General features: G+C 67.5%; 25 protein-coding genes and 1 riboswitch. Of the genes, 15 read left to right on the forward strand and 10 right to left on the reverse strand.

The annotated features are described in order from the left end of the window. Nucleotides 1-7: 7 nt before the first annotated feature. Nucleotides 8-1,345: a M20/M25/M40 family metallo-hydrolase gene (locus ACFVVM_RS03825; protein ID WP_387612663.1), complete on the reverse strand. Its 1,338-nt coding sequence runs from the start codon at nt 1,343-1,345 to the stop codon at nt 8-10. Nucleotides 1,346-1,446: 101 nt separating this feature from the next. Further along, complete coding sequence (locus ACFVVM_RS03830) at nt 1,447-1,740, reverse strand: hypothetical protein (RefSeq protein ID WP_387612665.1); 294 nt, start codon at nt 1,738-1,740, stop codon at nt 1,447-1,449. 239 nt (nt 1,741-1,979) lie between these two features. Between ACFVVM_RS03830 and ACFVVM_RS03835 the strand changes: the two genes are divergently transcribed. Continuing rightward, a complete protein-coding gene (locus ACFVVM_RS03835; RefSeq protein WP_387612667.1) occupies nt 1,980-2,549 on the forward strand; it encodes a DUF1345 domain-containing protein in 570 nt (189 codons plus the stop codon). A gap of 200 nt (nt 2,550-2,749) precedes the next feature. Beyond that, a riboswitch (M-box (ykoK) riboswitch) is annotated at nt 2,750-2,928 on the forward strand. 199 nt (nt 2,929-3,127) lie between these two features. After that, a complete protein-coding gene (locus ACFVVM_RS03840) occupies nt 3,128-3,841 on the forward strand; it encodes an MgtC/SapB family protein (RefSeq protein ID WP_387612669.1) in 714 nt (237 codons plus the stop codon). 75 nt (nt 3,842-3,916) lie between these two features. Here the strand turns inward: ACFVVM_RS03840 and ACFVVM_RS03845 are convergent, their stop codons facing one another. Both ACFVVM_RS03845 and ACFVVM_RS03850 read right to left on the reverse strand, forming a co-directional pair. Further along, nucleotides 3,917-4,123 (reverse strand): CsbD family protein, encoded by a 207-nt coding sequence (locus tag ACFVVM_RS03845; protein ID WP_387612670.1) that lies wholly within the window; start codon nt 4,121-4,123, stop codon nt 3,917-3,919. A 466-nt stretch (nt 4,124-4,589) separates the two neighbouring features. Then, nucleotides 4,590-5,381 carry a hypothetical protein gene (locus tag ACFVVM_RS03850; RefSeq protein ID WP_387612672.1) on the reverse strand — a complete coding sequence of 264 codons (792 nt, stop codon included), beginning with the start codon at nt 5,379-5,381 and terminating at the stop codon, nt 4,590-4,592. A 173-nt stretch (nt 5,382-5,554) separates the two neighbouring features. Here ACFVVM_RS03850 and ACFVVM_RS03855 point away from each other — a divergent pair, with 173 nt between their 5' ends. Together ACFVVM_RS03855 and ACFVVM_RS03860 are read left to right on the forward strand one after the other, a co-directional pair. Next, the gene (locus ACFVVM_RS03855) at nt 5,555-6,433 is read left to right on the forward strand and encodes a hypothetical protein (protein ID WP_387612673.1); all 879 of its coding nucleotides are present in this window, start codon (nt 5,555-5,557) and stop codon (nt 6,431-6,433) included. Nucleotides 6,434-6,624: 191 nt separating this feature from the next. Then, nucleotides 6,625-7,140, forward strand: coding sequence for a TetR/AcrR family transcriptional regulator (locus ACFVVM_RS03860; RefSeq protein WP_387612675.1), 516 nt, complete (start codon nt 6,625-6,627; stop codon nt 7,138-7,140). 78 nt (nt 7,141-7,218) lie between these two features. Here ACFVVM_RS03860 and ACFVVM_RS03865 read toward each other — a convergent pair whose 3' ends face one another. Next, nucleotides 7,219-7,872 (reverse strand): CoA transferase subunit B, encoded by a 654-nt coding sequence (locus tag ACFVVM_RS03865; protein ID WP_387612677.1) that lies wholly within the window; start codon nt 7,870-7,872, stop codon nt 7,219-7,221. Then, the gene (locus ACFVVM_RS03870) at nt 7,869-8,615 is read right to left on the reverse strand and encodes a CoA transferase subunit A (RefSeq protein ID WP_387612679.1); all 747 of its coding nucleotides are present in this window, start codon (nt 8,613-8,615) and stop codon (nt 7,869-7,871) included. Before ACFVVM_RS03870 ends, ACFVVM_RS03865 begins: the two co-directional genes overlap by 4 nt. Before the next feature lie 256 nt (nt 8,616-8,871). Between ACFVVM_RS03870 and ACFVVM_RS03875 the strand changes: the two genes are divergently transcribed. Together ACFVVM_RS03875 and ACFVVM_RS03880 are read left to right on the forward strand one after the other, a co-directional pair. Further along, the gene (locus ACFVVM_RS03875) at nt 8,872-9,651 is read left to right on the forward strand and encodes an IclR family transcriptional regulator C-terminal domain-containing protein (protein WP_387612683.1); all 780 of its coding nucleotides are present in this window, start codon (nt 8,872-8,874) and stop codon (nt 9,649-9,651) included. Between the two features lie 17 nt (nt 9,652-9,668). Then, nucleotides 9,669-10,877 (forward strand): acetyl-CoA C-acetyltransferase, encoded by a 1,209-nt coding sequence (locus tag ACFVVM_RS03880; RefSeq protein ID WP_387612684.1) that lies wholly within the window; start codon nt 9,669-9,671, stop codon nt 10,875-10,877. 22 nt (nt 10,878-10,899) lie between these two features. Here the strand turns inward: ACFVVM_RS03880 and ACFVVM_RS03885 are convergent, their stop codons facing one another. Continuing rightward, nucleotides 10,900-11,646 (reverse strand): helix-turn-helix domain-containing protein, encoded by a 747-nt coding sequence (locus ACFVVM_RS03885; protein ID WP_387612685.1) that lies wholly within the window; start codon nt 11,644-11,646, stop codon nt 10,900-10,902. Nucleotides 11,647-12,050: 404 nt separating this feature from the next. On the opposite strand from ACFVVM_RS03885, the gene ACFVVM_RS03890 reads away from it, so the two are divergent. From ACFVVM_RS03890 to ACFVVM_RS03915, 6 genes are all read left to right on the forward strand, one after another. Further along, nucleotides 12,051-12,941: an NAD(P)-dependent oxidoreductase gene (locus ACFVVM_RS03890; protein WP_387612686.1), complete on the forward strand. Its 891-nt coding sequence runs from the start codon at nt 12,051-12,053 to the stop codon at nt 12,939-12,941. Then, a complete protein-coding gene (locus tag ACFVVM_RS03895; protein ID WP_387612687.1) occupies nt 12,938-13,342 on the forward strand; it encodes a nuclear transport factor 2 family protein in 405 nt (134 codons plus the stop codon). The genes ACFVVM_RS03890 and ACFVVM_RS03895 overlap by 4 nt, the downstream gene beginning before the upstream one ends. Then, complete coding sequence (locus ACFVVM_RS03900; RefSeq protein WP_387612689.1) at nt 13,339-14,415, forward strand: maleylacetate reductase; 1,077 nt, start codon at nt 13,339-13,341, stop codon at nt 14,413-14,415. Before ACFVVM_RS03895 ends, ACFVVM_RS03900 begins: the two co-directional genes overlap by 4 nt. Continuing rightward, nucleotides 14,412-15,296, forward strand: a complete 885-nt coding sequence (locus ACFVVM_RS03905) for an intradiol ring-cleavage dioxygenase (protein WP_387612691.1) — start codon at nt 14,412-14,414, stop codon at nt 15,294-15,296. Before ACFVVM_RS03900 ends, ACFVVM_RS03905 begins: the two co-directional genes overlap by 4 nt. A gap of 193 nt (nt 15,297-15,489) precedes the next feature. Then, the gene (locus tag ACFVVM_RS03910) at nt 15,490-16,722 is read left to right on the forward strand and encodes an MFS transporter (protein WP_387612693.1); all 1,233 of its coding nucleotides are present in this window, start codon (nt 15,490-15,492) and stop codon (nt 16,720-16,722) included. Nucleotides 16,723-16,811: 89 nt separating this feature from the next. After that, on the forward strand, nt 16,812-17,894 hold the full coding sequence (locus ACFVVM_RS03915) for a zinc-binding dehydrogenase (RefSeq protein ID WP_387612695.1): 1,083 nt from the start codon (nt 16,812-16,814) through the stop codon (nt 17,892-17,894). Between the two features lie 173 nt (nt 17,895-18,067). On the opposite strand, the gene ACFVVM_RS03920 is transcribed toward ACFVVM_RS03915, so the two are convergent. Beyond that, complete coding sequence (locus ACFVVM_RS03920; protein ID WP_387612696.1) at nt 18,068-18,670, reverse strand: TetR/AcrR family transcriptional regulator; 603 nt, start codon at nt 18,668-18,670, stop codon at nt 18,068-18,070. 148 nt (nt 18,671-18,818) lie between these two features. On the opposite strand from ACFVVM_RS03920, the gene ACFVVM_RS03925 reads away from it, so the two are divergent. The 3 genes from ACFVVM_RS03925 (at nt 18,819) to ACFVVM_RS03935 (ending at nt 23,711) form a co-directional block, all read left to right on the forward strand. Continuing rightward, nucleotides 18,819-19,661 (forward strand): alpha/beta fold hydrolase, encoded by an 843-nt coding sequence (locus tag ACFVVM_RS03925; RefSeq protein ID WP_387612698.1) that lies wholly within the window; start codon nt 18,819-18,821, stop codon nt 19,659-19,661. Further along, complete coding sequence (locus ACFVVM_RS03930) at nt 19,658-22,039, forward strand: glycoside hydrolase family 3 protein (protein ID WP_387612700.1); 2,382 nt, start codon at nt 19,658-19,660, stop codon at nt 22,037-22,039. Before ACFVVM_RS03925 ends, ACFVVM_RS03930 begins: the two co-directional genes overlap by 4 nt. Nucleotides 22,040-22,241: 202 nt before the next feature. After that, nucleotides 22,242-23,711, forward strand: a complete 1,470-nt coding sequence (locus ACFVVM_RS03935) for a hypothetical protein (RefSeq protein ID WP_387612702.1) — start codon at nt 22,242-22,244, stop codon at nt 23,709-23,711. Here ACFVVM_RS03935 and ACFVVM_RS03940 read toward each other — a convergent pair. After that, on the reverse strand, nt 23,662-24,285 hold the full coding sequence (locus tag ACFVVM_RS03940; protein ID WP_387612704.1) for a class I SAM-dependent methyltransferase: 624 nt from the start codon (nt 24,283-24,285) through the stop codon (nt 23,662-23,664). The two genes, ACFVVM_RS03935 and ACFVVM_RS03940, sit on opposite strands and share 50 nt — an antisense overlap. 128 nt (nt 24,286-24,413) lie before the next feature. After that, complete coding sequence (locus ACFVVM_RS03945) at nt 24,414-25,040, reverse strand: TetR/AcrR family transcriptional regulator (RefSeq protein ID WP_387612705.1); 627 nt, start codon at nt 25,038-25,040, stop codon at nt 24,414-24,416. Nucleotides 25,041-25,085 lie beyond the last annotated feature (45 nt).

Here is a 25,085-nt window from a genome sequence, read left to right on the forward strand (position 1 = left end):
GTGTGAATCAGTGGCTCCCGCGCAGGATCGCTTCGTAGAAGCGGATCCCGTGTTCGAGGGCGTCGACGGTGAGGCGCTCGTCGGTGGCGTGGATGAGGCTGCGTGTCTCGGCGTCGAGTTCGAACGGGTAGAAGCGATAGACGTAGTCGCTGATCTGGGCGAGGTGGCGTGCGTCGCTGGCACCGACGACAAGGAACGGTGAGGTCACCGTGCCGGGAAATGCTTCTGCCACAGCGTGTTCGACCCGTGCGAACGCGGGACCGTCGGTGGGCGAGATCGGGGTGGGTTCGGCGGAGTTGAGGATGTCGAGCCGGATTTCGGGGTCGTGGATCACCTTGCGGACGCGCTCGACGGTTCCGGCAACGGTTTCGCCGGTGAGGATGCGGATGTTGAGCACCGCGCGCGCCGATTCGGCCATGACATTGGTCCCGTTGCTGCCTTCGAGCACCGTGGGTACCGCGGTGGTGCGGATCATCGCGTTCATCAGCGCACCGGCGCGGGGCATGAGCGTGGTGATCAGCCACTGCAGCCGGTCGGCTCGGGTGAGTACCGCGCCGAGTGGGCCACTGGAGTGGGCGCCGATGACGGCGAGCATTTCCATGATCGGCGGTGTGAGCCGGGGCGGAAAGGTGAATTCGTCCAGCTTCACCAGGGCGCGTGCGATGCGGGTGGTCGCCGGATGCTTTCCGGGCATGGAGGCGTGGCCGCCGGGGTCTGTCGCGGACAGCTGCAGGTCGAGCATGCCTTTTTCCGCTGTACCGATCGCGGCGATCTTCTTCTTGATCGGGAAGAGGTCTCCGGCCACGGCGCCGCCCTCGTCGATGACCAGTCCGGGCGTGATGTGCTGTCGGCGGAAGTACTCCACCACGGTGGGGACACCGTCGCCGGCGACTTCCTCGTTGTGCCCGAACAGCAGATAGACGTCGCGGTCGGGTGTGAAGGCCTGGGCGAGAAGGTTTTCGACGGCTTCGCAAATGCAGACCAGCGGGCCTTTGTCATCGATGGCGCCGCGGCCCCAGATCGCGCCGTCGGCGACGGTGCCCGCGAACGGCGGGTGCATCCAACCGTCCGGATCGCCGGGGGAGACGACGTCTTGGTGTGCCATGAGCACGATCGGGTCCGCGGTGGATCCGGTGTCCCAGTGGTACATCAGGGTGTGGTCGGCGAAGATCTGCTTGCGCAATTTTGTTGCTATGAGCGGATAAAGGGTGTCGAGTGCTTCGCGGAATGTGACGAATTGGGCCCAGTCGGTGTCTTTCTCGTCCTGGGTGGTGACCGTCGGGATCTGCAGCAAGGTGGCGAACCGCGTTACCGCGCGATCGATGTCGATGGTGCCCTCCGGCATACCGTTGTCCTCTCGCGAGAATATGCACCCCATGGTGTGTCGATCCCGGTTCCGAGCCTAATGCCTCGATATCGGGCGCCACCGCTGAATGGGGCCGAAGGTCAGCCGGACTGCCCGCTGTACACCGCGAGATTGATGAGCACCGCCGACATCAACGCGAGACCACCCAGCACTCCGCCCACGACCGCGTCGACCCGGTTGGTGGCGAGGCCGCGTTCCACCCGATCGCATCCGATGTAGGAGGCGATCAGGGCGGCGATCGCGCAGGGTATCGCGGCGACTTCACTCAGGAAGGGAACGAACGACAAGGCGATCCCGAGCATGCCGAGTATCAGTGCGGCCAGTCCCGCACCGTTGCGAGGCGGCGATGGGTGGATACCCGAGTCGAGCGGCACACCTCCGAGCATAACGGCACGACCGGACTGCCTCGCGGTGTGAAAAGGCACCTGTGTACCCGCTACCTGGGGGTTCGAGTACGAGGCCAGCCGGTTCTGGCATGAGTACAGAAACTACGATGCCTCGCGAAGAGGGCGGCGCCACCCCGGTGACGCGTCGTGTCCGACCGACTCGAGGAGGTTCGGCAGTGCGCAGGCTGAGAGTGATCGCCAGTCGTGCCATCGAGGCGGGATTGGTGGTGGTCGGCATCATCGCCCTGTGGACCGCCGAGCCACGCGGATGGTTGATCGTGTGGGGTGTACTCGCCGCTGTCTACATCGGGGCATGGCTGACGCTGTTGCTGTCTGCCCGGCACGCCGATGACCCCGCGGACTGGCTGGATGCGATTCCTGACAGCTGGACCGCGCTGGTGCTGACGGGAATCACCAGCGCAGTCGGCTTGGCCGCGGTGCTGTCGAGCGTGGTTGGCGAAGCCGACGACAACGCCGCGCTGCCGACGGAAGTCATCGCTGTCGGGGTGGCGTTGCTGGCTTGGTTCCTGCTGCATCTAGGCTATGCCGAGCAGTACGCCCGCACCTATCATCGGCGATTGCCTGAACAGTCCCTGTCGTTCCCCGACACCCCGCACCCGAATCTGTTGGACTTCGCCTACTTCTCGTACACGATCGGCGTCTCGTTCGCGGTCTCCGATGTGACCACCCGAACTCGTCACGTCCGCGCGCAGGTGCTGCTGCACTCGGTGATCGGCTTCTTCTACAACCTCGCGGTGATCGGCGTGGCGGTGGACGTGGTTACCGGAGGACGATGAAAACAACTGGAGTACAACGGTATTGGTGAAGCCAGCGTCGATGTCATGTCGACCACGGCCGTCACCCAGGCGTTCCTGCGCGGCCTCGACGCCGCCCGGCTGTTGACCCCGCAACGCTCCGCGGGTGGGCATCGCCGCTAGTGGCCGGAGCCATATTGGGTTGCTGAATCTGGTGGAGGGGTGTTCCACTGGTTCACGCAAGGTGCCGTCGTTCGCTGAGGCTCCTTCACGGATACAGGCCAGCGACCCCGAACGTCGAGAGACGCCCCGGGTCAGGACAGGCCTCCCCGGATTAAGGGGTGGCCCCGATTGGCTCCTGACACGCGCAATGTGTGGGTTACGCCGTGGAGTGCCAAAGGTCTTACGAGGAGTGGTACCGGATCGGCCTGCCCTGTGCTGAACCCACTCCCTTGGCATTGTCGTGCTCGGAAGGGAGGTGGTCGTCGTGTCCGACGGCAGTCGTAGACGTTTGTTCACTGTTCACGCGGTGACCATCACGGCGTTCGCCCGATCCGGGGAGTTCTCGCCCAGCCGGTAATGCGCATGGTCACCATTCGAAATTCGAAGGTGGGATACCCATGTCGACTTGGGACATGCTGTTGCGTCTTGGGGCTGGTGTCGGTCTTGGTGCGCTGATCGGTGTCGAGCGTCAGTACCGGGCGCGGATGGCCGGGCTGCGCACCAACGCGCTGGTCGCCGCCGGTGCCGCTTTGTTCGTGCTGTTGTCGGCGAACGGATTCGCCGGAGACTCGGCCGATCCGACGCGGGTCGCGGCCCAGATCGTGTCCGGGATCGGGTTCTTGGGCGCTGGTGTGATCATCCGGGACGGGGTCAGTGTTCGCGGTCTGAACACCGCGGCCACGTTGTGGTGCGCGGCGGCTGTCGGCGCGTTGGCGGGGGCTGGGATGTACACCACCGCGGTGGCGGGCACCGTCGCGATCATCGTCGTCAATGTCGCGTTGCGCGCGGCAGGACGTGCTGTCGATCGCGCGCCGGAATCCGGCACCGAGCAGTCGGTGCGGTATGTGTTCTGCGCGTTGACCGACGATGCCGATGAAGCACATGTGCGGGCATTGCTGGTCCAGTCGTTGATCCGGACCGATTTCCGGCTGACCTCGATCGCCAGTGCCAACTCCGGTACGTCGGGGCGGGTCGAGGTTCGCGCGGACCTGATCGGTGACGAACGCGACGACCGGCAGATGGAAGCGGCGGTGAGCCGGTTGAGCCTGGAACCCTCGGTGACCAGCGTGAGCTGGCACACCGCCGATACCGCCGTATCGAAGCACCTGTGATGACTGCTCGGGCAGTCCGGGGAACGTGTTCGGGCCGCGCGAAGGGCGACCCGAACACGTTGCTTCCGAGCCGGCTTACTTGCCGAAGGCCTTCTTCACCTTGTCCGCGGCATCGCCGACCGCGTCCTTCACGTCCTCTACCGCGCTCTTGACGGCGGACTCGGCCTGATCGGCCTTGCCCTCGGCGCGCAACTCGTCATCGCCGGTGGCGGCGCCGACCGTTTCCTTGGCCTTGCCGCCCAATTCCTCGGTCTTGTTGCTGATCTTGTCGCTCAGAGACATCGAAACCGTCCTTCGAGTTGATTGCGTCGCTGTTGCCGACGTACTGGATGGACACCCCGGTCGTCGAAACTTCACGCACGTTGGACAGAGACACTGCTCACACGAGGAGATCGGTGTCGAGATCGCGCCGGGCGATGTCGAGTTCGTGCACGTCATGCACAACTCGTCATCGGGCGGGCGGGTGGCGTTCTTCTTCCGGGTCGCTCGGTGGCAGGGAGTGCCGGAGAACCGTGAGCCGGACAGGTGCGACGCGTTGGAGTGGTTCGCGGTGGACTCGTTGCCGGCCGAGACGATCCCGTACTGCCGAGAAGCGTTGGATCGCATCGCTTCCGGGGAGGCCATCTCGCTTTAGCGCGGAGAGCTGACCGAGTCACCAGCGCCAAATCGCCACGGCTGGTGTATATCTCGAGCGATCAGCACGAAGTGCGTCTCGGCCCGGGGCGGCCGACCTGTGTAGTCCTGGGCGTCAGGCGGTCGCCGCGATGGGGGCGGCGGCGATCATCCAATTGCTGAACTCGTCGGCCAGGTGCCATTGGTGCTGGTGGATGAGCCGGGCCGGCAGACTGCCCGGGAACTGAACGGTCAGCCGGGCTTCGAGAGTGCCGCTGCGGTCGCGGAATTGGTGACGGACGCCGCCGATGACCAGGCCGTCGTCGAGCAGAGCCTGGCCCGCGATCTGGATGGGGTAGTCGGGATCGATAGGGATGGACAGCGCTTCGCTTCTGGTGTAGTCGACGAGGAATCGCGACGCCGTGGGTGAGCCGCCGGTCGTTTCGACGACTTCCTGACGGCCGTCGGGCAGGCCGCGCAGCAGGTAGTGGTCCGGCGTGGCGGCCACCATGTCGACCTCGGCGTTGGTGAGAGTCAGGTTGTTGAACCAGTCGGCGAATCGCTGCGCGGAGTAGTGGGGGACTTCGATTCGGGTGACCGAGTACTTGGCTCGGCCCCGGCTGGTGGCGACACCGATTCGCGCCATCCGGTCCGAGATCGCCAGATCGCGCTTGAGCATGGCGTAGATCCCCGCGTGTCCCAGCGCGGTCTTCATGGTGGTGAGGGCCTCGCACTGGACATCGAGGGGTGCGTCGAGCGCCCTTCCGATCGTGAAATCGGGCAGGAGTTCAGCTACTCCGCGATGCCCCAGACGTGCGGCGAACCTCTCGAGCACCGCTTCGGCGCGCCGCGCTTCCCAGGCGCGCACCTGCTGGCGCGTGACGCTCTCCTCGCCGAGGAATGTTCGGATCTCGATGGGATCGTCCATGGCGACTGCCTTTCATTAACGCTATAAGAACTTGCAGTAAGACTGCCGCCTCATGGCTCGAAACGCAAGTTTTTGTGGCGTTAATCGTCTGCAAGCCGTTGACAAGGCGACGACGGTGCCGGAAGCTCTGTTATCGCAAGTTGACCTAGCTTTAGATCGAAGGGAATTGGTCGATGCTGACCAGAAGAAGCTTCATCGTCCGTGCGGCCGGGGTGACGGCCGCCACTGCGGCGGTCGCCTGTGCCGGCGCGGGAACCACTTTCGCCGACCCTGGTCCATCGGCAGCCGGACTGCGGACATACATCGACGGTCTCTTGGTCGACCAGGGCAAGGTCGTCGAGTGGGAACGGCGTCGGCTGTCGGTCGCCGCGGCTCGGCTGCGCAAGGACTACGTCGGCCTGCTGACCGGTGAGCTCGACTCACTCCTCGCCCGCTTCGCGGTCAACGTCGACGACATCCCCGCCGCGCGGGCGGTGCTGGCACAGGCTCGCGTACTGATTGGCTCCGACGGGTTGCGCGAGCTGCTCGCCGGCGAGCTCGTCGCCGCCGAGGCCGCCACCCGCGCCACGCTCGCGGCCTCGGGTGGACGCTGGGCCGTGTCGACCGTCGAGATCGCCAGCGATCGCGGCAGCGCGCAAGGCTTCATCGACACGTTCGACCGGGCGCGGGTGAACAACGACCAGACGTTCTGGACCGACGCGTGCCCGGACCACTACATCATCGCCACCATGCCCGATGGGAAACAGGAGGTCGTCGAGGTGACCGGTGGAGCCATGCTCGCCAGCCGTTTCCTCGTCGAGTACACCGACCCGGCCGAGGTGGTGGTCGCCGCGGATCCGTCCTACCCGTTCGCGGTCGCCGGCGCGGCGAAGCTCTCCGACGGTGAACTCATCGGCGGGGTCTGTCACCAGTTCCGCGACGAACCCGGTGGTGGGTTCCGCAGTCAGCTGAAAGTCGCGTTTCCCGCGGCGGTGCCCGGCTTGTACGTCAGCGAGCACCAGTGGCATCTCGCGACCGAGTTCGGCAACTGGATCGAGGCATATCTGCGTTGACCCCGGGTGGGGCCGGGCGCGCCGGTCCCCTCGGTCGGCATTCGGCATACGGCGTGGCCGTCGAGTACAACTGGACCATGGATCAGAGTGGACTCGATGCCGACGACGAGCAGTCGGCGACACCCCCGGTTCCGCGTAAGCGGACCGGGGGGCGCTCGGCGCGGGTGCGTGACGCTGTTCTGACCGCGACCTTGGAGCAGGTCGCCGAGCACGGCATCGAGGGTTTGACCATCGGTGATGTCGCCGCACGCGCCGGTGTCGCCGAGACGACGATCTATCGTCGCTGGGGCACCCGGACCGCGCTGATCGCCGAGGCCGTCACCGAGCTTGCCGCCGTCGGTAACCCCGCGCCGGATACCGGCAGCCTGCGATCGGATCTGGCGGTGCTGGCCGGGCAGGTGGCCGACCTGATCTCGCGCCCGGGCATGGCGCGGTTGGTGGGCACCACCGTGGCGCTGTCATCGGATCCGGAGGTCGATGCCGCGCGCCGCAAATTCTGGAACGATCGTTTCGAGCGGAGCTCGCAGGTCATCATCAAAGCTGTGGAGCGTGGTGAACTTCCGGCAGCGGTGAATCCGCGGGCGGTCCTCGAAACCCTTTCCGCGCCACTGTATTTCAGGCTACTGGTCGGAGAACAGGCGATCGATGACGTGTTCATCGCCCGCTGCATCGATGACACCCTCACCCTGCACGGCGAACGGGCCTGACGAGAGTCACGCTCCGCGAACGGACCAGGCTGGTGTTGAAGCCCGCACCCCCTTCGGCGTGGGCTTCAACACCGGATCTCATCGGGCGGGAGCGGTGGCGAGCGCGACCGTGAAATCTGCTCCGGTGGCGGCTCGAACGTCGGATTCGCTGACGCCCGGAGCGGTTTCGACGAGTGTCAGCCCGTCGGAACCGATATCGAGTACGGCCATCTCGGTGATGATCCGGTGTACGCAACCCAACCCGGTCAGTGGCAGGGTGCACTGCTCGACGATCTTGGGTTCGCCGCCGCGGGAACGGTGTTCCATCATCACGATGACCCGTTTCGCGCCGTGGACCAGGTCCATCGCGCCACCCATGCCCTTGACCATCTTGCCCGGAATCATCCAGTTCGCCAGGTCGCCGTTGGCACTGACCTGCATCGCGCCCAGAACAGCGACATCGACGCAGCCGGCACGGATCATCCCGAAGGACTGTGACGAGTCGAAACAGGACGCACCGGACAGGACGGTGATCGTCTCCTTGCCCGCGTTGATCAGCTCGGGATCGACTTCGTCCGCTGTAGGGTATGGCCCTACGCCGAGCACGCCGTTCTCCGAGTGCAGAACGACCGTGACGTCGTCGGGCAGATGGTTGGGCACCAAGGTCGGCATACCGATGCCGAGGTTGACGTACTGGCCGTCACTGAGCTCGGCGGCCACCCGGGCTGCCAACTCCTGGCGTGTCCACGTCATGCCCGCACCGTCCTGTTCTCGATTCCGACCTCGACTGTGCCCACGTGTACCACGCGCTGCACGTGGATGCCGGGGGTGTGTACTTCGTCTGGATCCAGTTCACCCGGTTCCGCCAGCTGCTCGACCTGGGCGATGGTGATCCGGCCCGCCGTGGCGGCAGGCGGATTGAAGTTGCGCGCGCTGCGGCGGTAGACGAGGTTGCCATGGCGGTCGCCTTTCCAGGCGTGCACCAGCGCGAAATCGGTGACGATCGCGTGTTCGAGCACATAGGGCACCCCGCCGAAGAACCGAGTCTCCTTCGCTGGACTGGCCAGCGCGATCCCACCGTCGCCGTCATAGCGCAGCGGCAGACCACCGTCGGCGACCTGTGTGCCGACGCCCGCGGGGGTGAAGAACGCCGGAATCCCCGCACCGCCCGCCCGCATCCGCTCGGCCAGCGTTCCCTGCGGCGTCAGTTCGACTTCGAGTTCGCCGGCAAGGAACTGACGGGCGAACTCCGCGTTCGATCCGACGTAGGAGCTGGTCGTACGGCGGATCCGGTGCGCGTCGAGGAGCACGCCCAATCCGACGCCCGCGGTGCCGCAGTTGTTGCTCACGACCTCGAGATCGGTGGCGCCGTGGGCGAGTACGGCGTCGATGAGTACCTGAGGCACTCCGACCAGGCCGAATCCGCCGACCGCGAGCGACGCGCCGTCCTGAATATCGGCGACGGCCTCGACGGCCGTCGCAATGACTTTGTCCATCACGACAGCGATGCTAGCCGAGATGTTCGCAATGCGCACTTGCGTTCGCATATCGAACACTTGCGTCGGCTGGAGCCGTGGACGTAGCGTGTTCGAAATGCGGACTTGCGTTCGCATCATGAACACCCGCTTCTTCGTGCATGCCGAGCCTCGTGCCGGGCCGTCGCGACGTAGCCTCGGGCCCTGGCTCGGTGAACCGACGTTCGCCGCGGAGTGGACGCCATCGGGCCCAGTGGGAGAAGGAGTTACGGCAGCCATGACAGAACCGTCGCCGGATTACGTGCAGTCCCTCGCGCGCGGCCTCGCCGTCATTCGGGCCTTCGATGGCCGGCATCCACGGCGCACCCTCAGCGAGGTCGCCCACGCCACCGACCTGACCCGGGCGACCGCCCGGCGTTTCCTGCTCACCCTGGTCGAGCTCGGCTATGTGCGCTCGGACGGAAACCAGTTCTGGCTCACGCCGCGCGTGCTCGAGCTCGGGTACAGCTTCTTGTCCAGCCTGAGCCTGCCCGATCTGGCGGGCCCGCACCTCGAGGCGCTGGCCGAGAAGGTTCGTGAGTCGACCTCGGTGTCGATCCTGGACGGTACCGACATCGTCTATGTCGCTCGTGTCCCTGTCAGCCGGATCATGACCGTGTCGATCAACATCGGGACCCGGTTCCCCGCCTACGCCACCTCGATGGGTCGGGTCCTGCTCGCCGACCTCGACGCCGACGCGCTGGAGAACTATCTGGCGAAGGTCGACCTGACGCCCCTCACCGACACGACGGTCACCACGAAACGACAACTGCGCGCCGAGCTGGCCCAGGTCCGCGCCGACGGCTACTGCGTCGTCGACCAGGAGCTCGAGCATGGTCTGCGGTCGATGGCGGCGCCCGTGCGCGACCAGCACGGCGTGGTCGTCGCCGCGGTGAACATCTCCACCCAGGCCGCCCGCTACACACTCGGCGAGGTCCGTGACTCCCTGGTCCCCGCCCTGCTCGAGACCGGTGCCGCGATCGAGCACGACCTCACCCGGATCCGATCCACCACCTGACACCACGAGGAAGAGCCATGCCCGAAGCTGTTGTCTGCGAACCACTACGAACCCCGGTCGGACGATTCGGCGGGGTGTTCAAAGACATCGCCCCGCAAGACCTCGCCACGGCCGTGATCACCGAACTGATCACCCGCACCGGACTCGACTCCGCGGCCGTCGACGACGTCATCCTGGGCCAGTCCTCGCCGAACGGTGAAGCGCCCGCTGTCGGCCGCATCGCCGCGCTGGACGCGGGCCTGGGAATCGGCGTGCCCGGACTCCAGGTGGACCGGCGCTGCGGGTCGGGTCTGCAGGCAGTGCTGCAAGCCTGCATGCAGGTGCAATCCGGCGGTAGTGATCTCGTCCTGGCGGGCGGTGTGGAGTCCATGAGCCGCACCGAGTTCTACGCCACCGACATCCGCTGGGGCATCCGTGGCGACGGGCCGGTGCTGCACGACCGCCTCGCGCGTGCGCGAATCACCGCTGGTGGCAAGAACTTTCCGATCGATGGCGGCATGATCGAAACCGCGGAGAACCTGCGCGCGCAGTTCGCCATCAGCCGCGCGGACCAGGACGCGCTCGCCGTGCAGTCGCATCAGCGCGCCGTCGCCGCGCAACGAGCTGGCCGTTTCGAGGCCGAACTGGTGAGTGTCACTGTGCCGCAACGCAAGCGGGAACCACTGCTGGTGCGCACCGATGAGCACCCACGCGCCGACACCGACCTCGACACGCTGGCCGAGCTGCGCCCTATCCGTCTCGGCATCGATCCCGAATCCACCGTAACCGCCGGAAATTCCAGCGGTCAGAACGACGGCGCGGCCGTCTGTATCGTGACGACACCGCAGCGTGCACACGCCCTCGGACTGCGCCCCATGGCTCGACTGGCGTCGTGGGCAGTCGCGGGCGTACCACCGTCCACGATGGGCATCGGTCCGGTACCCGCGACCGAAAAAGCACTCGCGCGACTGGATCTCACGCTCGACGACATGGACGTGATCGAACTCAACGAAGCTTTCGCCGCGCAGTCACTGGCAGTGCTGCGGACCTGGAAGGTCGAACCCGAGGACCCACGCGTCAACCCCAACGGCTCGGGAATCTCCCTTGGCCACCCGGTCGGCGCCACCGGCGCCAGAATCCTGGCCACTCTGCTGCACGAACTGACCCGCCGCGAAGGCCGCTACGGCCTCGAAACGATGTGCATCGGCGGCGGACAGGGGCTGACAGCCGTTTTCGAACGCCTCTGATCGGCTCGGGACCCGGTCGCGACTAGCTGTCACGACCGGGCTCGGCCGCGGGTGGTCGCGCGACGGAGGCACCGAGGAGATCCAGTGCGTCGACCGCATTCGTCACGCGCAAGGGCGATTCGGTGTCGGTCTCACCGAGCTGTGCGGCGACCCATGCCCTGGTCGGGCCGGACTCATGGCGGCCCGCGACGAACCACACGCCGCGCGCCTGTTCACCCGACTGGTTGACGTACATATGTGGCCGGGTCGAATCGAAGCACAGTGAATCGCCCGCGCCGATGGTGTACCTGTCGAAATCGAGCAGCAGCGTCAACTCCCCGGTGAAGAGGTAGGCGTACTCGGTTCCGGAGTGGCGCATCGGCATTCGGTCCACCGAGCTCGCGGCACCCGGCTCGTAGGTGACCAGCAGGGCGTCTACGCCTGCGTCCGGGTCGACCGCGAGCTTTTCCCACCGGACTCCGTTGGCCATCTCGATCACCGGGTTGTCCGCGGCGCGTTGAACAACCCCGGTGGACCGGCTCGTGCCCGCATGTCCGGCGGGTTCTGCGGTGGGCTCGGCACGACCGTACCGCAGGCCCAGCAGGTCGTCGAGGGAGACCTCGAGATGGTTGACGAGGGCGTAGAGCGTGCTCACCGACGGCTGGGACTTGTTGTTCTCGATCTGTGAGAGCTGGCTGGCGGAGATGCCCGCCGCGGCCGCCAACCCACGCAGGCTCGAACCCCGATCCAGACGCGCCTGCTTCAACGCCGGCCCGATCCTGTCCTGCATCAGCGCACCTCTGTCCACTCGCCGAAACAAAATCAACTACCAGTGAACACTACGGGTTCATTAAGGATGAACACTACGTGCGGAGCAAGGTGAACCCGGGCGGCCCGTCCCGAGGTGGCGTTTCGAGGGGTGTTCTACCCACTGAGGTGCCGATTCGAGGTGGAGCGAGCGTTGGCCAAGGGTGTTCTTCGATGCGGAGACCGTTGTTCCGTGGTTGACATCACTCTCGAGATGTTTAATGATACTGAACACATTCACGGTGGCTTCAGCCCCGTTCCCCGTCATCGACGACGAAGGAGACTCGTGTCTTTCCCGATTGCGCGACTACGGTCGGCCTGCTCTTCTCCGCTTCTCACCACCGCTCACCGATTCGCCGCGACAGCCTCCGTAGCGGGGGAGGGACCGTGCTGATCGGATTCGCGGGCCTGGGCCGTATGGGCAGGCCGATGGCCGCCCACCTGGCCGCGGCAGGGCACACCGTCCTCGCCTATGACCCCCACGTCGAACAAGGGCCCGAGGGGGTCGGCCTCGCCGACTTCCCCGACGCGCTGGCCGCCGCCGCGTTGACGATCAGCATGCTGCCCGATGGTGAATCCACCCGCGACGTGGTGATCGAGGGTCTGCGCACCGTCGCCCCCGGCCACTTGCACATCGTGATGGGCACCGTCGGTCCCGAGATCGTCCGCGAACTCGCTGTTCTGCCGCACCTTGCGGTGATCGACGCGCCGGTGTCGGGCAGTGTGTCGATGGCCGAAACCGCCTCCATCACCACGATGGTCGGCGCCACGCCCGAACAGTTCGAGCGGGTACAACCGGTGCTGGCGGCGATGACCACCGCCCAGTTCCATGCCGGGCCGGTCGGCTCGGGGTCCACGGCCAAACTCGCGGTCAACGCGGTCCTGGCCGGGCTGAGTCAGGCTGTCGCGGAAGGACTTCTGCTCGCCGAAGCCGGTGACCTCGACCCGGTCGCGTTCTATGACATCCTGCGCAACAGCGCGGCGGGTGCACCGTATGTCGGCTACAAGCAGCAGTCCTACCTCGCGCCGGAGTCGACCCCGGTCGCGGCGCCGGTTTCGCTGATCCGCAAGGACCTCGGCCTGGCTCTCACGCTGGCCCACCGCCATCGGCTGATGCTGCCCGGGGCCGAAGCCGCGTTCGCCGTCCTCGACGACGCCGTGTCCACTGGGCTGGGGCAGGCCGACATGGCCGAAGTCCTCACCGTTTTGCGCCGCCGCAACGGCGTGATGTTGCGCGAAACCCTTTCCACCACACCACCGACAGGAGCCCGCTCATGACCAGCGACATCCTCGCCACGGCCGAGATCGAATCGACCATCCGCTCGCTTGAGGACGCACGCTACGCCGCGGTGGTGGCAGGCGATGTCGACGGCTTCGCCGCCTTCGCGCACCCCGAATTGCTCTACACGCATTCCAACGCCGTGGTCGACACCCTCGACAGCTATCTGGAGAAACTGCGCACCGGCTTCTACGTCTACCACCACATCGACCACCCGGTGGACCGGATCGTCGTCGTCGGCGACACCGTGTTGGTCTCCGGCGAGATGCGCGCCGACATCACCGCCGGTGGGGTGCGCAAACAACTGGCCAACAGCGCGCTCGCGGTCTGGGTGCGCGTCGGCGATCGGTGGCTGCTGCTCGGCTATGGCCCGACGGTCATCCCGGGGGCGATCCGATGACACAGTTCACCTACGACGGTCTGCCGGGCCGGGTCGTCTTCGGCGCCGGTGCCGCGCGCACCCAGTTGCTCACCGAGCTCGACCTGCTCGGTGCCCGCCGCGTTCTGCTCATCGCCACCGATGCCGAGAACGGCACCGCGACGCAGCTGTGCGCACCGTTCGCCGATCGGGTGGTCGCGACCTTCTCCGAGGTCCGCCCCCATGTTCCTGCCGAGGTCGCCGAGCTGGCCCGCAAGGTCGCGGTCGACGCCGATGCCGACGCGGTGCTGTCGGTGGGTGGCGGCTCGACCACCGGAACGGCCAAGATCGTCGCCCTGACCACCGGTCTGCCGGTGCTTGCCGTGCCGACGACCTACGCCGGATCCGAAGTCACCCCGGTCTGGGGACTGACCGAGCGCGGGCGCAAGACGACCGGGACCGATCAGCGGGTCCTGCCCAAGACCGTCGTCTACGACCCGGAGCTGACTCTTACTCTGCCGGTGGAACTCTCGGTCGCCAGCGGGCTCAACGCGGTGGCGCACTGTGTCGAGGCCTTCTGGGCGCCACGGCGAAGCCCGGTGTCCAGCGCGGTTGCCGAAGACGGCATCCGTCACCTGGTCAACGGGTTGACCACCATCGCGTCCACCCCGACCGGCCTGGCCAGTCGCGGTGAATTGCTGCTCGGTGCCTACCTGGCCGGATCGGCATTCGCCGTTGCCGGATCCGGGCTGCACCACAAGATCTGCCATGTCCTCGGCGGGGCGTTCGACCTGCCTCACGCCCATACTCACGCCATCGTGCTGCCCTACGTACTGGCCTACAACGCCCCCTACGCGGGCGAGGCCGTCGATCGGATCAGCCGCGCTCTCGGGCGGGTCGACATCGTTGAGGGACTGCGTGAACTGGGTGGTGAGGTCGGCGTCCCCGCGGGGCTCCGTGAGCTCGGCATGGACGAATCCGGTATCGACGACGTGATCGACGACATCCTGGCGATCGCTCCGGCCGACAACCCGACCCCCGTCACTCCGGGCGGGCTACGCGCGATCCTGCACGGCGCATGGGCAGGATCCGCCCCCGCGGGGCCCACGGCATGACCGGCGACCCGGCCACCGCCGTCGACAAGGAACAGGCCGTCACCGAGGAGGTGTTGGCCAGCTTCGACGCCACCCCCGATCCCCGGTTGCGCGAGGTGATGCACAGCCTCGTGCGGCACCTGCACGCCTTCGCCCGCGACGTCCGGCTCACCGAACACGAGTGGGAGTCGGCAATCGAATTCCTCACGCGCGCAGGTCATATCACCGACGAACGGCGCCAGGAATTCATTCTGCTCTCCGATGTACTCGGCTTGTCCATGCTCACGGTCGCCATCAACGAACCGGCCGAGCCCGATGCCACCGAATCGACGGTGTTCGGTCCGTTCTTCGTCGATTCCGCGCCGGAGATTCCGCTCGGAGGCGATATCGCCCGGGGCGCGAAGGGCCTGCCCTGCTATGTATCCGGCCAGGTTCGCTCGGTCAGTGGCGAGCCGATCGAGGGTGCGCGGATCGAAGTGTGGGAAGCCGACTCCGACGGCTTCTACGACGTCCAGTACACCGACGACCGCTCGGCCGGCCGCGGCTGGCTGCGCTCGGGTCCCGACGGCGAATACCGATTCTGGTCGGTACTGCCCGCGCCGTATCCGATTCCCCACGACGGCCCGGTCGGTGACCTGCTGACCGCGACCGCCCGCGGCCCGATGCGCCCGGCGCATCTGCACTACATGGTCACCGCGCCGGAGTTCCGGCCCCTGATCACCCACATCTTCGTCGCGGGCGACCCCTATCTCGACTGCGACGCGGTGTTCGGGGTGAAAGCGAACCTCGTCGTCGAGGCCGTCCACCACGTCGATACCGCCGCGCCCGACGGGACACATCCGCAAGGTGGCTGGGCCAGCATCACCTTCGACCTGGTGCTGGCCACCCACGACGGCAGCTAGCGCTCCGCCACACACACGACCGGACCCATCGAGGTCCGGGTCGAACGGCACAGCCATGCCTTTCGCCGGAACCACGCACTGGCAGGCAATGACTCGGTGCCGGTTCCACCCATGCGGTGAACGCCCGTTCGCTGCGATTCGAGATCACTGCTGCCCGGGCACGACCCCAGCAGCTCACACTGGAGGTACAACGATGCGACGTACACGTTGGATCGTGCTCGGTGGGTGTTTCCTCGCCTACCTGTTCGACGCCCTGGAAATCGTCCTGCTGTCCATGGCGCTACCGTCCATCCGCGCCGACATGGGCCTGACGATCACCCAGGGCGGGCTCCTCGCCACCGCCACCCTGGTCGGCATCGGAGTCAGCAGCGTGCTCGGCGGCTATGTGGCCGACAACTTCGGTCGCAAGAAGGCACTACTCGCCTCGCTGGCCACCTTCGGTGCCTTCACCGCCGTGATCGCGGTGGTGCCGAGCTTCGAGATGTTCCTGCTGCTGCGGTTCCTCTCCGGAATCGGCCTCGGTGCGGTGTGGAGTGTGGTCTCGGCCTATGTGGTCGAGACCTGGCCGGAGAAGCACCGTGGCCGCGCGGCCGCGTTCGTGATCAGTGCCTTCCCCGCGGGCGGTGCGATGGCCGCCACGATCTCGGGCTGGTTCCTGCCGGATTGGCGACTGATGTTCCTGGTGGCGGGCTGCGCGGTCGTGCTGCCGATCGCCATTGTCGCGATCTTCTTCTCCGAATCCGCCAGCTGGGTAGCTCAGAAGGCCGACAACGCCGGCGATGTCGTCTCGGTACGGGATGTGCTCGGCTCCTCGCTCCGCCGACGAACACTGCTCGGCACCCTCATGGCGGCCCTCGCGCTGTTCGGCTACTGGGGCGCGATGACCTGGTTGCCGACCTACCTCACCACCGAGCGTGGGCTGCCGTCGACCTCGGTCGCGCTGTTCATCACGATGCTGAACGTGGGGATGTTCATCGGTTACAACGCTTTCGGCTTCCTCGCCGACCACATCGGCCGTCACCGAACGATCATCATCACCTTGCTCGGCGTCTCGCTGACGCTGCCGATCTACGCACTCACCACGCAGGAGACCGCCCTGCTGTGGATGGGCCCCTTGTTCGGTGCGTTCACCGCCTTTTTCGGCCTGTTCGGCTCCTACCTAGGGGAACTGTTCCCGACCAGAGCCCGCGCGACCGGTGCGGGATTCTGTTTCAACGTCGGCCGCGGCGTGTCGGCGTTGGCGCCGTTCGCCCTGGCCGGGCTGGCCGCCGGCATCGGATTCCAGGGCGGTCTCATCGTCTGTGCGGGCTTCTTCGCCCTCGCCGCGATGGTGGCGATGTTCTTGCCGCGCAGCAGTGTGACCACCGAAGACGCGGTCGCCCAACCGGTTACCGACCCGCGTGACGGAGAACCCGTCAAGGTCTGACATCAGTGGTCTGGGTCGGCCGTGTCGGCCCAGACCACTCGTCGGCCCGCCCGATCCCGATCCTTGATTTCGACGAGGAAGACACTGCTGTGCCGTCAACGATGCAAGCCGCCGTCTACCACGGCCCCCGCGACATTCGGCTCGAAGAGGTCGATGTCCCCACCCCCGGCGCAGGGGAGGCCCTCGTGCGGGTGCTGCGGTCGGGAATCTGTGGCACCGACGCCTCCGAGTGGACCGCCGGTCCGAAAACCTTTCCCGTGCAACGCCGCCACCCCCATAGCGGACACCTCGGCCCGATCATTCCCGGCCACGAATTCGTCGGCGAGATCGTCGAAGCCGACCCGGATTCTCGTTTTGCCACGGGCAGCTTGGTCGCCTGTGGCGCCGGTGTCTGGTGCGGCAGGTGCCGACGATGTGGCGAAGGCCGAACCAACCAGTGCACGCAGTACCGAACCCTCGGGTTGAACGTCCACGGCGGGATGGCCGAATTCGTCGCGGCCCCGACGAAAACACTGCGCCCCTTGCCCACCGGGCTTGCCCTCGACCACGCCGGACTCGCCCAACCTCTGTCCGTCGGCATCCACGCGGCACGCCGGTCCGGTGCCCGCGCGGGCGACAACGTCGTCATCATCGGCGCCGGTGCGATCGGCTCGTTCGTCCTCGCCGGTCTGCGGCACCTCGGCGAGTTCGACATCACCGTCATCGATTTCCCCGGCAGCCGCCTCGACCGTGCGCAACGCCTGGGCGCCGATCGCACCCTCACTCCCTCGGAGTCCATCGGGGCCGATGTCGCAGACGCACTCGACGGCCGCAAACCCGATGTCGTCATCGAGGCGAGCGGGGCGCCCGGCCAACTGGCGGCGGCACTCGAGATGGTCATCGACGGCGGCCGCGTTCAAGCCGTCGGCATTCCCAAGGACAAGCCCGCCCTCGACATGCACTCGATGATCTTCCGCGAGATCACCCTCGACACGACGCTGGCCCACGTCTGCGACACCGACCTCCCCGCCGCACTGCACATCCTCGCGGCAGACCCATTGCTCGGCACCGAGTTCGCCGAAACCCCGGTAGGACTCGCACATCTGGGCGCATCACTCGATCGGCTCGCCGCCGGACAGGTCGAAGGCAAGATTCTCATCGACCCCGGCGTGTGGCCGGTCAGGACAGGGTGACCGGGTCGCTCGCATCGTCGGGTCGGGATGCCTTCGGACTACCCGCTGAGGCTGGAGGAGCCGGCGCTGAGTAGTTGCAGGATGTTCTGGAAGAGATCGCAGCCGCCCGGTGCGCCGACGGGGAATTCGACGCAGGCGGCAACTGCTCTGAGTATTCGAACCGGCCAACTGGTTCAAGCCGACAGGCGGATGGTCAGGTCGTCGATGTAGGTGCGGAAGAGGGTGGCCATGTCGACGCGGTCGGGGTCGAGGAGCCATTGGAGTTGGAGGCCGTCCATCATGGCGGTGATCTGGCGGGCCACGGCGGGGGCGTCGATGTCGGGGCGGAAGGTGCCGTCGGTGATGCCGCCTTCGAGGGCGGCGGCCAGGTGGGTTTCCAGGATTCGGTAGCGATCGACCACCCAGGTGCGGGCGGGGTGGTCGGTGGTGACCGCTTCGCTGGTGACGACGGTGAAGAGCTGGACGAGGCCGGGGACGTGGGTGTTGTGCTCCACCAGCCGGACCAGCTGTTGCAGGGCGTCGGTGCCGCGCAGTTGGCGGTTCATGCCGAGGCGGTCGTAGTCGAGGCGGTCGCGGTAGTCCAGGACCGCGGCGAGCAGGGCCGCCTTGTTCGGGAAGTAGTGCAGCAGGCCGGGCTGGGAGAGCCCGCAACGCGTGGCGATCTCGGCGATCGAGGAGTTGTGATAGCCGTTCTCGGCGAAGCTGGCGAGCGCCTGGTCGATGATCTGCTCGCGACGGTCGTCGCCCCGTCTCCTTCGTTGGGGATGCGGCGTCATGAGGAGCGACAGTAGTCGAACGCCGGGACCTGCGAGAATCGGGAAAGATAACGAACACATCACAGTACCGAGTGGGTACTCGGTAAACTGGGTTGTCCGCTGGCACACTCGTGCCAGCCGTACCGGGACGTGCGAGGAAGGACAGCCGATGGCCGAGGTGCCGATCGAATCGATCACGCTGCGCGGAGGCGCGGGCGCGCTCGCCGGATGGGCGGTCGACCCGCCCCTCGGCACGCCGAACCTCGGCACCGTGGTGCTGGTGCCGGGCTTCACCGGCTCCAAGGAGGACTTCGATTTCATCCTCCCGCTGCTCGCGGCGGCCGGGTATCGCGCGGTGGCCTACGACCAGCGCGGTCAGTGGCAGTCCGAGGGGCCCGATGATGTCGCCGCCTACACGATGGCCGATTTCGTCGGTGACCTGCACGGCGTCGTCGAGCAGGTTTCGCCGGACGCGCCCGTGCACCTGGTCGGGCACTCCTTCGGCGGCTATGTCTCCCGGGTCGCGGTCGTCGAGACGCCCGCGCGATTCCGCAGCTTCACCCTGCTGGCCTCGGGCCCCTCCTCGGTCGAGGACATCAAGTTCCCGCCGCCGCGGATGGTGGCGCAGGTGGTGGAATCGGCCGGTCAGGAATTCCTCAGGCAGCAGATGAGTGATGCCATGGCCGCCGCCGGGCAGACGCTCTCGCCGGAGCGCGCCGAATTCCTGCACAACCGCATCGTGCGGACGGAGAAGGCGAACATCCTCGGCATTCTGCGGTGCATGGAGGCCCCGCCACTGGCCGATCCCGCCGCGCTGCGCGATGCCGGCGTGCCGCTGCTGGTCGCCTACGGCGACACGAACGATCTGTGGGATCCCGAGATCCACGAGAACTTCGCTCGACAATTGCGGGCAGGGACCGCGGTGTACCCGGGAATCGGGCATGTGCCGAACGAGGATGTCCCCGCGCAGGTGACGGCCGATCTGGTGAACTTCTGGAAGGAACTGGCATGACCGACACGATCGAAGACCTCCTGGCGAAACTGGACCTGGCGGCCAAGATCCGGCTCGTCTCCGGATCCGGTGTCTTCCGCTTCGCGGGCGACGAGAGCATCGGCCTGACCGAGATGCCCGTCTCCGATGGCCCCTCCGGCGTGCGCGGCGAGACCTGGGACGAGCGCGACCCCTCGATCAGCCTGCCGTCCGGGTCGGCGCTGGCCGCCACCTGGGATCGGGATCTGCTGGCCGAGATCGGCGGGCTCATCGCCGCCGAGGCGCGCCGCAAGAACGTGTACGCGGTGCTCGGCCCGACCATCAACCTGCACCGGTCTCCGCTCGGTGGACGGCATTTCGAGTGCTTCTCCGAGGACCCGATGCTCACCGGGGAGATGGCCGCGGCCTATGTGGCGGGCGTGCAGGACCACGGCGTCAGCGCGTGTCCGAAGCATTACGTGGCCAACGACTCCGAGACCGAACGCTTCACCGCCGACTCGATCGTCGACGATCGCACCCTGCGCGAGCTGTACCTGTACCCGTTCGAACGGTCGGTCGAGGCCGGCGCGTGGATGATCATGGACGCCTACAACTCCGTCAACGGTGTCACCATGACCGAGAACCCGCTGCTCGACGAGCCGTTGAAGGGCGAGTGGGGCTTCGACGGTGTGGTGGTCTCGGACTGGACCGCCGTGCGCTCCACCGAGGGCGCCGCCAAGGGCACCGACCTGGCCATGCCCGGCCCGTGGGAGCTCTGGGGCGCGCCGCTGGTCGAGGCCGTTCGCAATGGTGTGGTGCCCGAGTCCACCATCGACGAGAAGGTTCGCCGCATCCTGCGATTCGCGCAGCGGGTGGGCGCGCTCGACGGAACCCCTGCGCAGCCGCCAACTTTCACCGAGGAGGCCACGCGCCGGTTGGTGCGTGACGCCGCCGCCAAGGCCATGGTGCTGGCCGCCAACGACGGTGTGCTGCCACTGGGCGCGCCCGCCCAGGTCGCCCTGCTGGGCGCGGCCGCCGCCGCGCCGCGCTTCGGTGGCGGTGGTAGCTCGACAGTTGTTCCGTCGCAGACGAGTTCGCCGCTGGAGGGCCTTCGCGAGGTCCTGCCGGTGGTGTATACGCCGGGCGTGCACCTCAACGAGAACATGATCGCGGTGCCGCTGGATCTGGTCACTGATCCGGAGACCGGTACGCCGGGTGTGCACCTGCGCTACCTCGACGGCGCGACCGTCCTGGAATCCGAGCACCGCACCGCGGGCAATCTCATGCTCTTCGGCACGCCGTTCGCGATGCAGTCCAAGTCCTTCGAGATCCGTGGTCGCCTGCGCGCCGATGTGGCGGGGGAGTGGCGTATCGGCTACGCGGGTGTCGGCACGCTGCGCCTGGAGCTCGACGGAGAAGCGGTGCTCAGTGAGACCGTGTTCCCCGAGGGCAGCGATCCGGTCGAGATGCTACTGAATCCGCCGCAGCGCTGGGTCACCCGCACCCTTGCCGAGGGCGAGGAGGTCGATGTGCTCATCGAACTGATTCCCGCCCTCGACAAGGGCCTGCCCGCCATGGGCGTCACCTTCGGCATCGGTCGGCCGCGCCGCTCCGCCGATGAGGAGTTCGCCGCCGCGGTGGAGCTGGCGCGGACCTCCGAGGTCGCCGTCGTCGTGGTCGGCACCACCGAGGCGATCGAATCCGAGGGCTACGACCGCACGGATCTGTCCCTGCCCGGCCGGCAGAACGACCTGGTGACGGCGGTGGCCGCGGTGAACCCGCGGACCGTCGTGGTGGTGAATGCCGGTGCGCCGGTGGAGATGCCGTGGCGGGACGACGTGGCCGCGGTGGTGCTGGCCTGGTTCCCCGGCCAGGAATTCGGCGATGCGCTCGCCGATGTGCTCACCGGCGCGACCGAACCCGGCGGCCGTCTGCCCACCACCTGGCCCAAGGTCATGGCCGACGTGCCGGTCCTGGACACCAAACCGGCCGCCGACAACGCCCTGCCGTACACCGAGGGTATTCACCTCGGCTACCGCGCCTGGCTGAAAGCCGGTGTGGCCCCGGCCTATCCGTTCGGCCACGGCCTCGGTTACACGAGCTGGGAGCTCGCGGACCTGACCGTGTCCGGGCGCACCGCCGCCGTCGTCGTTCGCAATACCGGCACGCGTTCGGGGCGCCAGGTGGTGCAGGCGTATCTGTCGCGCGAGGACAGTGCCGTCGACCGGCCGGTGCGATGGCTCGCGGGCTTCGCCGCGGTGGAGGCGGGTGCGGGCGAGGCCGTCACCGCCGTCATCGAGCTGCCGCGACGCTCGTTCGAGCACTGGACCGAACAGGGCTGGGCCGTCGAACCGGGCACCTTCACCCTGCATATCGGCACCTCGGTCTCCGCCCTCCCGCTCACCGCTGAGATCAGCTGATATTCACCCGTAGCAAGTGAGGTGCACAATCCGCTCTGTCAGGCGTTCATGGACCTGACCTCGGGCACCTCTGCCTGATCACCGCCGCATCCCCCACCGCCGCCGGGCGGTGAGGCCGGTCACAACTTGGGTGTCGACCGATCGCTGAGTGTGCTCGCTACGAACCTGGCGGGAGCCCTTAGATTGATCGAGTAGGTGATCCATGACAATCACAGCCGGAATATCAGCAGAGCTCGGTGTCGTCCGCGGGGTACTGCTCTCCACCGAGCCGATGGCGCGGCCCGAGGTGCTGCGGTCGGTCGAACAGCGGGTCGATGACGGTGGGTCGATCGTCGGCGCGCTGGATGCTCTCGCGGAGGCGGAGCCGGGTATCGCGGACGTCGCGGTGGCCTATCACGTGCCCCAGGACCGCAAGAAGATCGTCTCGGAGCTGGCGTCGGGACGATGGCGGACATCGTCGCTGGTTTCGACCGGATCGGCGATGTCCGCGCTGGTCGGTGACGCGCCGGAGCTGGACGAGTTCAGGACCGTGGTGTTACTGAACGTTGTCGATCGCACCGCGACCGCGGTCGTGGCCGGGGCGGACCGTGGTCAGATCTTGGCGTCGGAGTCCTGGACCACCCGGATCGGTGCGGGCACCGCCGACGATGGTTCCACCGAGGTACTCGACGCGGACCCGATCAGCGAAACGATCGGTCACCTGCGGTCGATGCTGGCCTCGATTCCGACCCATCCCAGCGTGGTCGCCCTCTGCGGCTCGGGAGCGGCCGAACCCGAGATCGCGACGATCTTGCAGGACGAACTCACGGCGCCCGTCGTTCTCCTGCCGGACTTCGCCGACGCGACGGCACGGGGAGCGGCGCTCGTGGCGGCCGACCAGGTGCGAAACGGGTCCGTCGCGCCGACGAAAGAGCCCCGACGTCCCGGTCGGCTACCGCTGACGGCGGCAGCCGCCGCGGCACTGCTGGTCGCGATCGGATTCGCGGCGACAACACAGGTGCGGGACGACAGCTCACCGGCTGTGAACGCGGGTTTGCCCAGCGCGACCAGCCCTTCGTCGCCGTCGGGGGCCGCGACAGCCGTCGAGGCCACGACCGAAGCGAAGGTTCCGGTCCCGTCTTCGGACACTGCGTCACCGCCCGCCCCCGTCCCGAATTCGGCGCCAGGCCTCGGCGAGACGTCGGACGTCGACCCCGCCCCGAATCCGGCGCCAGGCCCTGGCCGGACGTCGGTAGTCGACCCGGCTCCCGCGCCGCCCCCGGCGATCGCTCCGGCGCCTGTTCCGCAGGGGAGTCCGGCGGACCCGGACTGGGCACCTGCCACCGCGACGGGCCCCAGCGCCCCCAATCCGCCTGCGAACGCCGGCGCCCCACCGGCGAACCCGGGCGCCCCCTCCCCACCGGCGGAGCCGCCGCCGGCTCCGCCGACTGACCCACCAACGCCGACCCGGGTCGGCGCCCGATCCGAACGGATTGTTCCCCGGCGAATCCCCACCCCCGCCCGCAGGCGCCGATCCCGCCGCGGAACGCGCATGGTGGGACAACCACTGGAACCTGAAGCAACGGTGGTTGCACGGCAACTGAATCACCCCGCCGGAGACGGTCAAGGATGGTCGGCCGGGCTCAGTGCGCGGGCGAGAGCACCGCGACCAGGAAATCCGCGTCGGCGGTGAACGGGCGCAGGTCCCAGGTCGACAGGAGCAGATCCGGTGTGAGACCAGCCGATTCGGCGTCGGCGAGGAAGTCGGTGAAGGGGTAACCGCGGTCGGCACCGAACCCGATCACCGCGCGACCGGTCGGCGCGAGGTGCTTCGCGAAGCCGGTGAGCACCGCCGAGCGGGTCGACGGTGCCAGGAAGGTCATCACATTGCCCGCACAGACGATGACGTCGAAGTCCGCGGGGATGCCGCGGGCAGGGAGGTCGAGTTCGGCGAGGTCGCCGACGAGCCAGGTGGGACCAGGGTGGTCGACGGTGGCCGCTTCGATGAGAACCGGGTCGACGTCGACCCCGACCACCGTGTGCCCGACGCCGTGGAGGTAGCCGCCGATCCGCCCCGGTCCGCAGCCCGCGTCGAGCACGCGGCTGCCGCGTCCGAGCATCGCGTCGATCAGCCGGGCTTCGCCCACGATGTCCTCACCCTGCGCGGCGAGCGTCCGGAACCGCTCGACATACCAGGTCGAATGCGTCGGGTCCGCCGCGACGCGCTCCTCCCACGCACTCGGCGTGCGCTCTTTCGCCACGTCCATGACCACCTCTCCACTCGACCGGCCCCCAACCCACCCTAGGCCGCCGACTGGACCGTTGATCACCACGCTCTGGTGGCGGCAACGGTCGAGAAGGGGCCGCCACCAGAGCGTGGTGATCTTGGTGTGGGTCAGGCGGAACGCATGGCGCGGTAGACGGCGGCGCCGGTGAAGGCACCGAGTTCGTCGGGGGTCCAGTCGGATTCGTGGGCGAACAGGGTGCGGACGGCGCCTTCGCCGGCGGAGACCCAGAGTTCGACGAGGGCGGGGAGTTTGCGTTCGGCGTCGGTGACGCCCCAGGCCTGGAGGGTCGGCAGGAGCAGTTCGGTGCAGCGGGTGATGGCGAGGCGGCGCCCGCGGCCGAAGGAGGTGGCGACGGCGGGGTCGGGGTTGCCGTAGAGCAGACGCCAGGCGGCGGGGCGGCTGGCCGCCTTGTGCAGGAGGGCGCGGAAGCCGGCGACGAAGACGGTCTCGTCGGCGTCGGTGCGGCGCGGCGGCAGGATGTCGAGGACGCCGGAGATCAGGAAGTTCTCCTCGCGTTCGATCAGGGCGTCGATGAGCTGGACGCGGTCGGGGAAGCAGGCGTAGACGACCGGTCGGGTGACCCGCATGTGTTCGGCGATCGCGCCCATGGTGACCGCGGCGATGCCGTCGCGGGCGGCGATCTCGAGCGCGGCGTCGAGTACCTGGGGGCGTCGGCGTTCGGGGCCGAGGTGTGCCGCCCGTTCGCGCCGCTGAACGGACGTCTCACTAGCCATGGGTCCACGATAGCAACAGGCCACGATTTCCTACACCGATGTAGA

The sequence above is a fragment of the Nocardia sp. NPDC058176 genome (assembly GCF_042883805.1).
GTDB lineage: Bacteria > Actinomycetota > Actinomycetes > Mycobacteriales > Mycobacteriaceae > Nocardia.

Bases quoted from the DNA above. Each gene is read 5' to 3' on its own strand.
- ACFVVM_RS03825 (WP_387612663.1), bottom strand. From the start codon at position 1,345: ATGCCGGAGGGCACCATCGACATCGATCGCGCGGTAACGCGGTTCGCC.
- ACFVVM_RS03840 (WP_387612669.1), top strand. From the start codon at position 3,128: ATGTCGACTTGGGACATGCTGTTGCGTCTTGGGGCTGGTGTCGGTCTT.
- ACFVVM_RS03845 (WP_387612670.1), bottom strand. From the start codon at position 4,123: ATGTCTCTGAGCGACAAGATCAGCAACAAGACCGAGGAATTGGGCGGC.
- ACFVVM_RS03850 (WP_387612672.1), bottom strand. From the start codon at position 5,381: ATGGACGATCCCATCGAGATCCGAACATTCCTCGGCGAGGAGAGCGTC.
- ACFVVM_RS03855 (WP_387612673.1), top strand. From the start codon at position 5,555: ATGCTGACCAGAAGAAGCTTCATCGTCCGTGCGGCCGGGGTGACGGCC.
- ACFVVM_RS03865 (WP_387612677.1), bottom strand. From the start codon at position 7,872: ATGACGTGGACACGCCAGGAGTTGGCAGCCCGGGTGGCCGCCGAGCTC.
- ACFVVM_RS03870 (WP_387612679.1), bottom strand. From the start codon at position 8,615: ATGGACAAAGTCATTGCGACGGCCGTCGAGGCCGTCGCCGATATTCAG.
- ACFVVM_RS03875 (WP_387612683.1), top strand. From the start codon at position 8,872: ATGACAGAACCGTCGCCGGATTACGTGCAGTCCCTCGCGCGCGGCCTC.
- ACFVVM_RS03880 (WP_387612684.1), top strand. From the start codon at position 9,669: ATGCCCGAAGCTGTTGTCTGCGAACCACTACGAACCCCGGTCGGACGA.
- ACFVVM_RS03885 (WP_387612685.1), bottom strand. From the start codon at position 11,646: ATGCAGGACAGGATCGGGCCGGCGTTGAAGCAGGCGCGTCTGGATCGG.
- ACFVVM_RS03895 (WP_387612687.1), top strand. From the start codon at position 12,938: ATGACCAGCGACATCCTCGCCACGGCCGAGATCGAATCGACCATCCGC.
- ACFVVM_RS03900 (WP_387612689.1), top strand. From the start codon at position 13,339: ATGACACAGTTCACCTACGACGGTCTGCCGGGCCGGGTCGTCTTCGGC.
- ACFVVM_RS03905 (WP_387612691.1), top strand. From the start codon at position 14,412: ATGACCGGCGACCCGGCCACCGCCGTCGACAAGGAACAGGCCGTCACC.
- ACFVVM_RS03910 (WP_387612693.1), top strand. From the start codon at position 15,490: ATGCGACGTACACGTTGGATCGTGCTCGGTGGGTGTTTCCTCGCCTAC.
- ACFVVM_RS03920 (WP_387612696.1), bottom strand. From the start codon at position 18,670: ATGACGCCGCATCCCCAACGAAGGAGACGGGGCGACGACCGTCGCGAG.
- ACFVVM_RS03925 (WP_387612698.1), top strand. From the start codon at position 18,819: ATGGCCGAGGTGCCGATCGAATCGATCACGCTGCGCGGAGGCGCGGGC.
- ACFVVM_RS03930 (WP_387612700.1), top strand. From the start codon at position 19,658: ATGACCGACACGATCGAAGACCTCCTGGCGAAACTGGACCTGGCGGCC.
- ACFVVM_RS03935 (WP_387612702.1), top strand. From the start codon at position 22,242: ATGACAATCACAGCCGGAATATCAGCAGAGCTCGGTGTCGTCCGCGGG.
- ACFVVM_RS03940 (WP_387612704.1), bottom strand. From the start codon at position 24,285: ATGGACGTGGCGAAAGAGCGCACGCCGAGTGCGTGGGAGGAGCGCGTC.
- ACFVVM_RS03945 (WP_387612705.1), bottom strand. From the start codon at position 25,040: ATGGCTAGTGAGACGTCCGTTCAGCGGCGCGAACGGGCGGCACACCTC.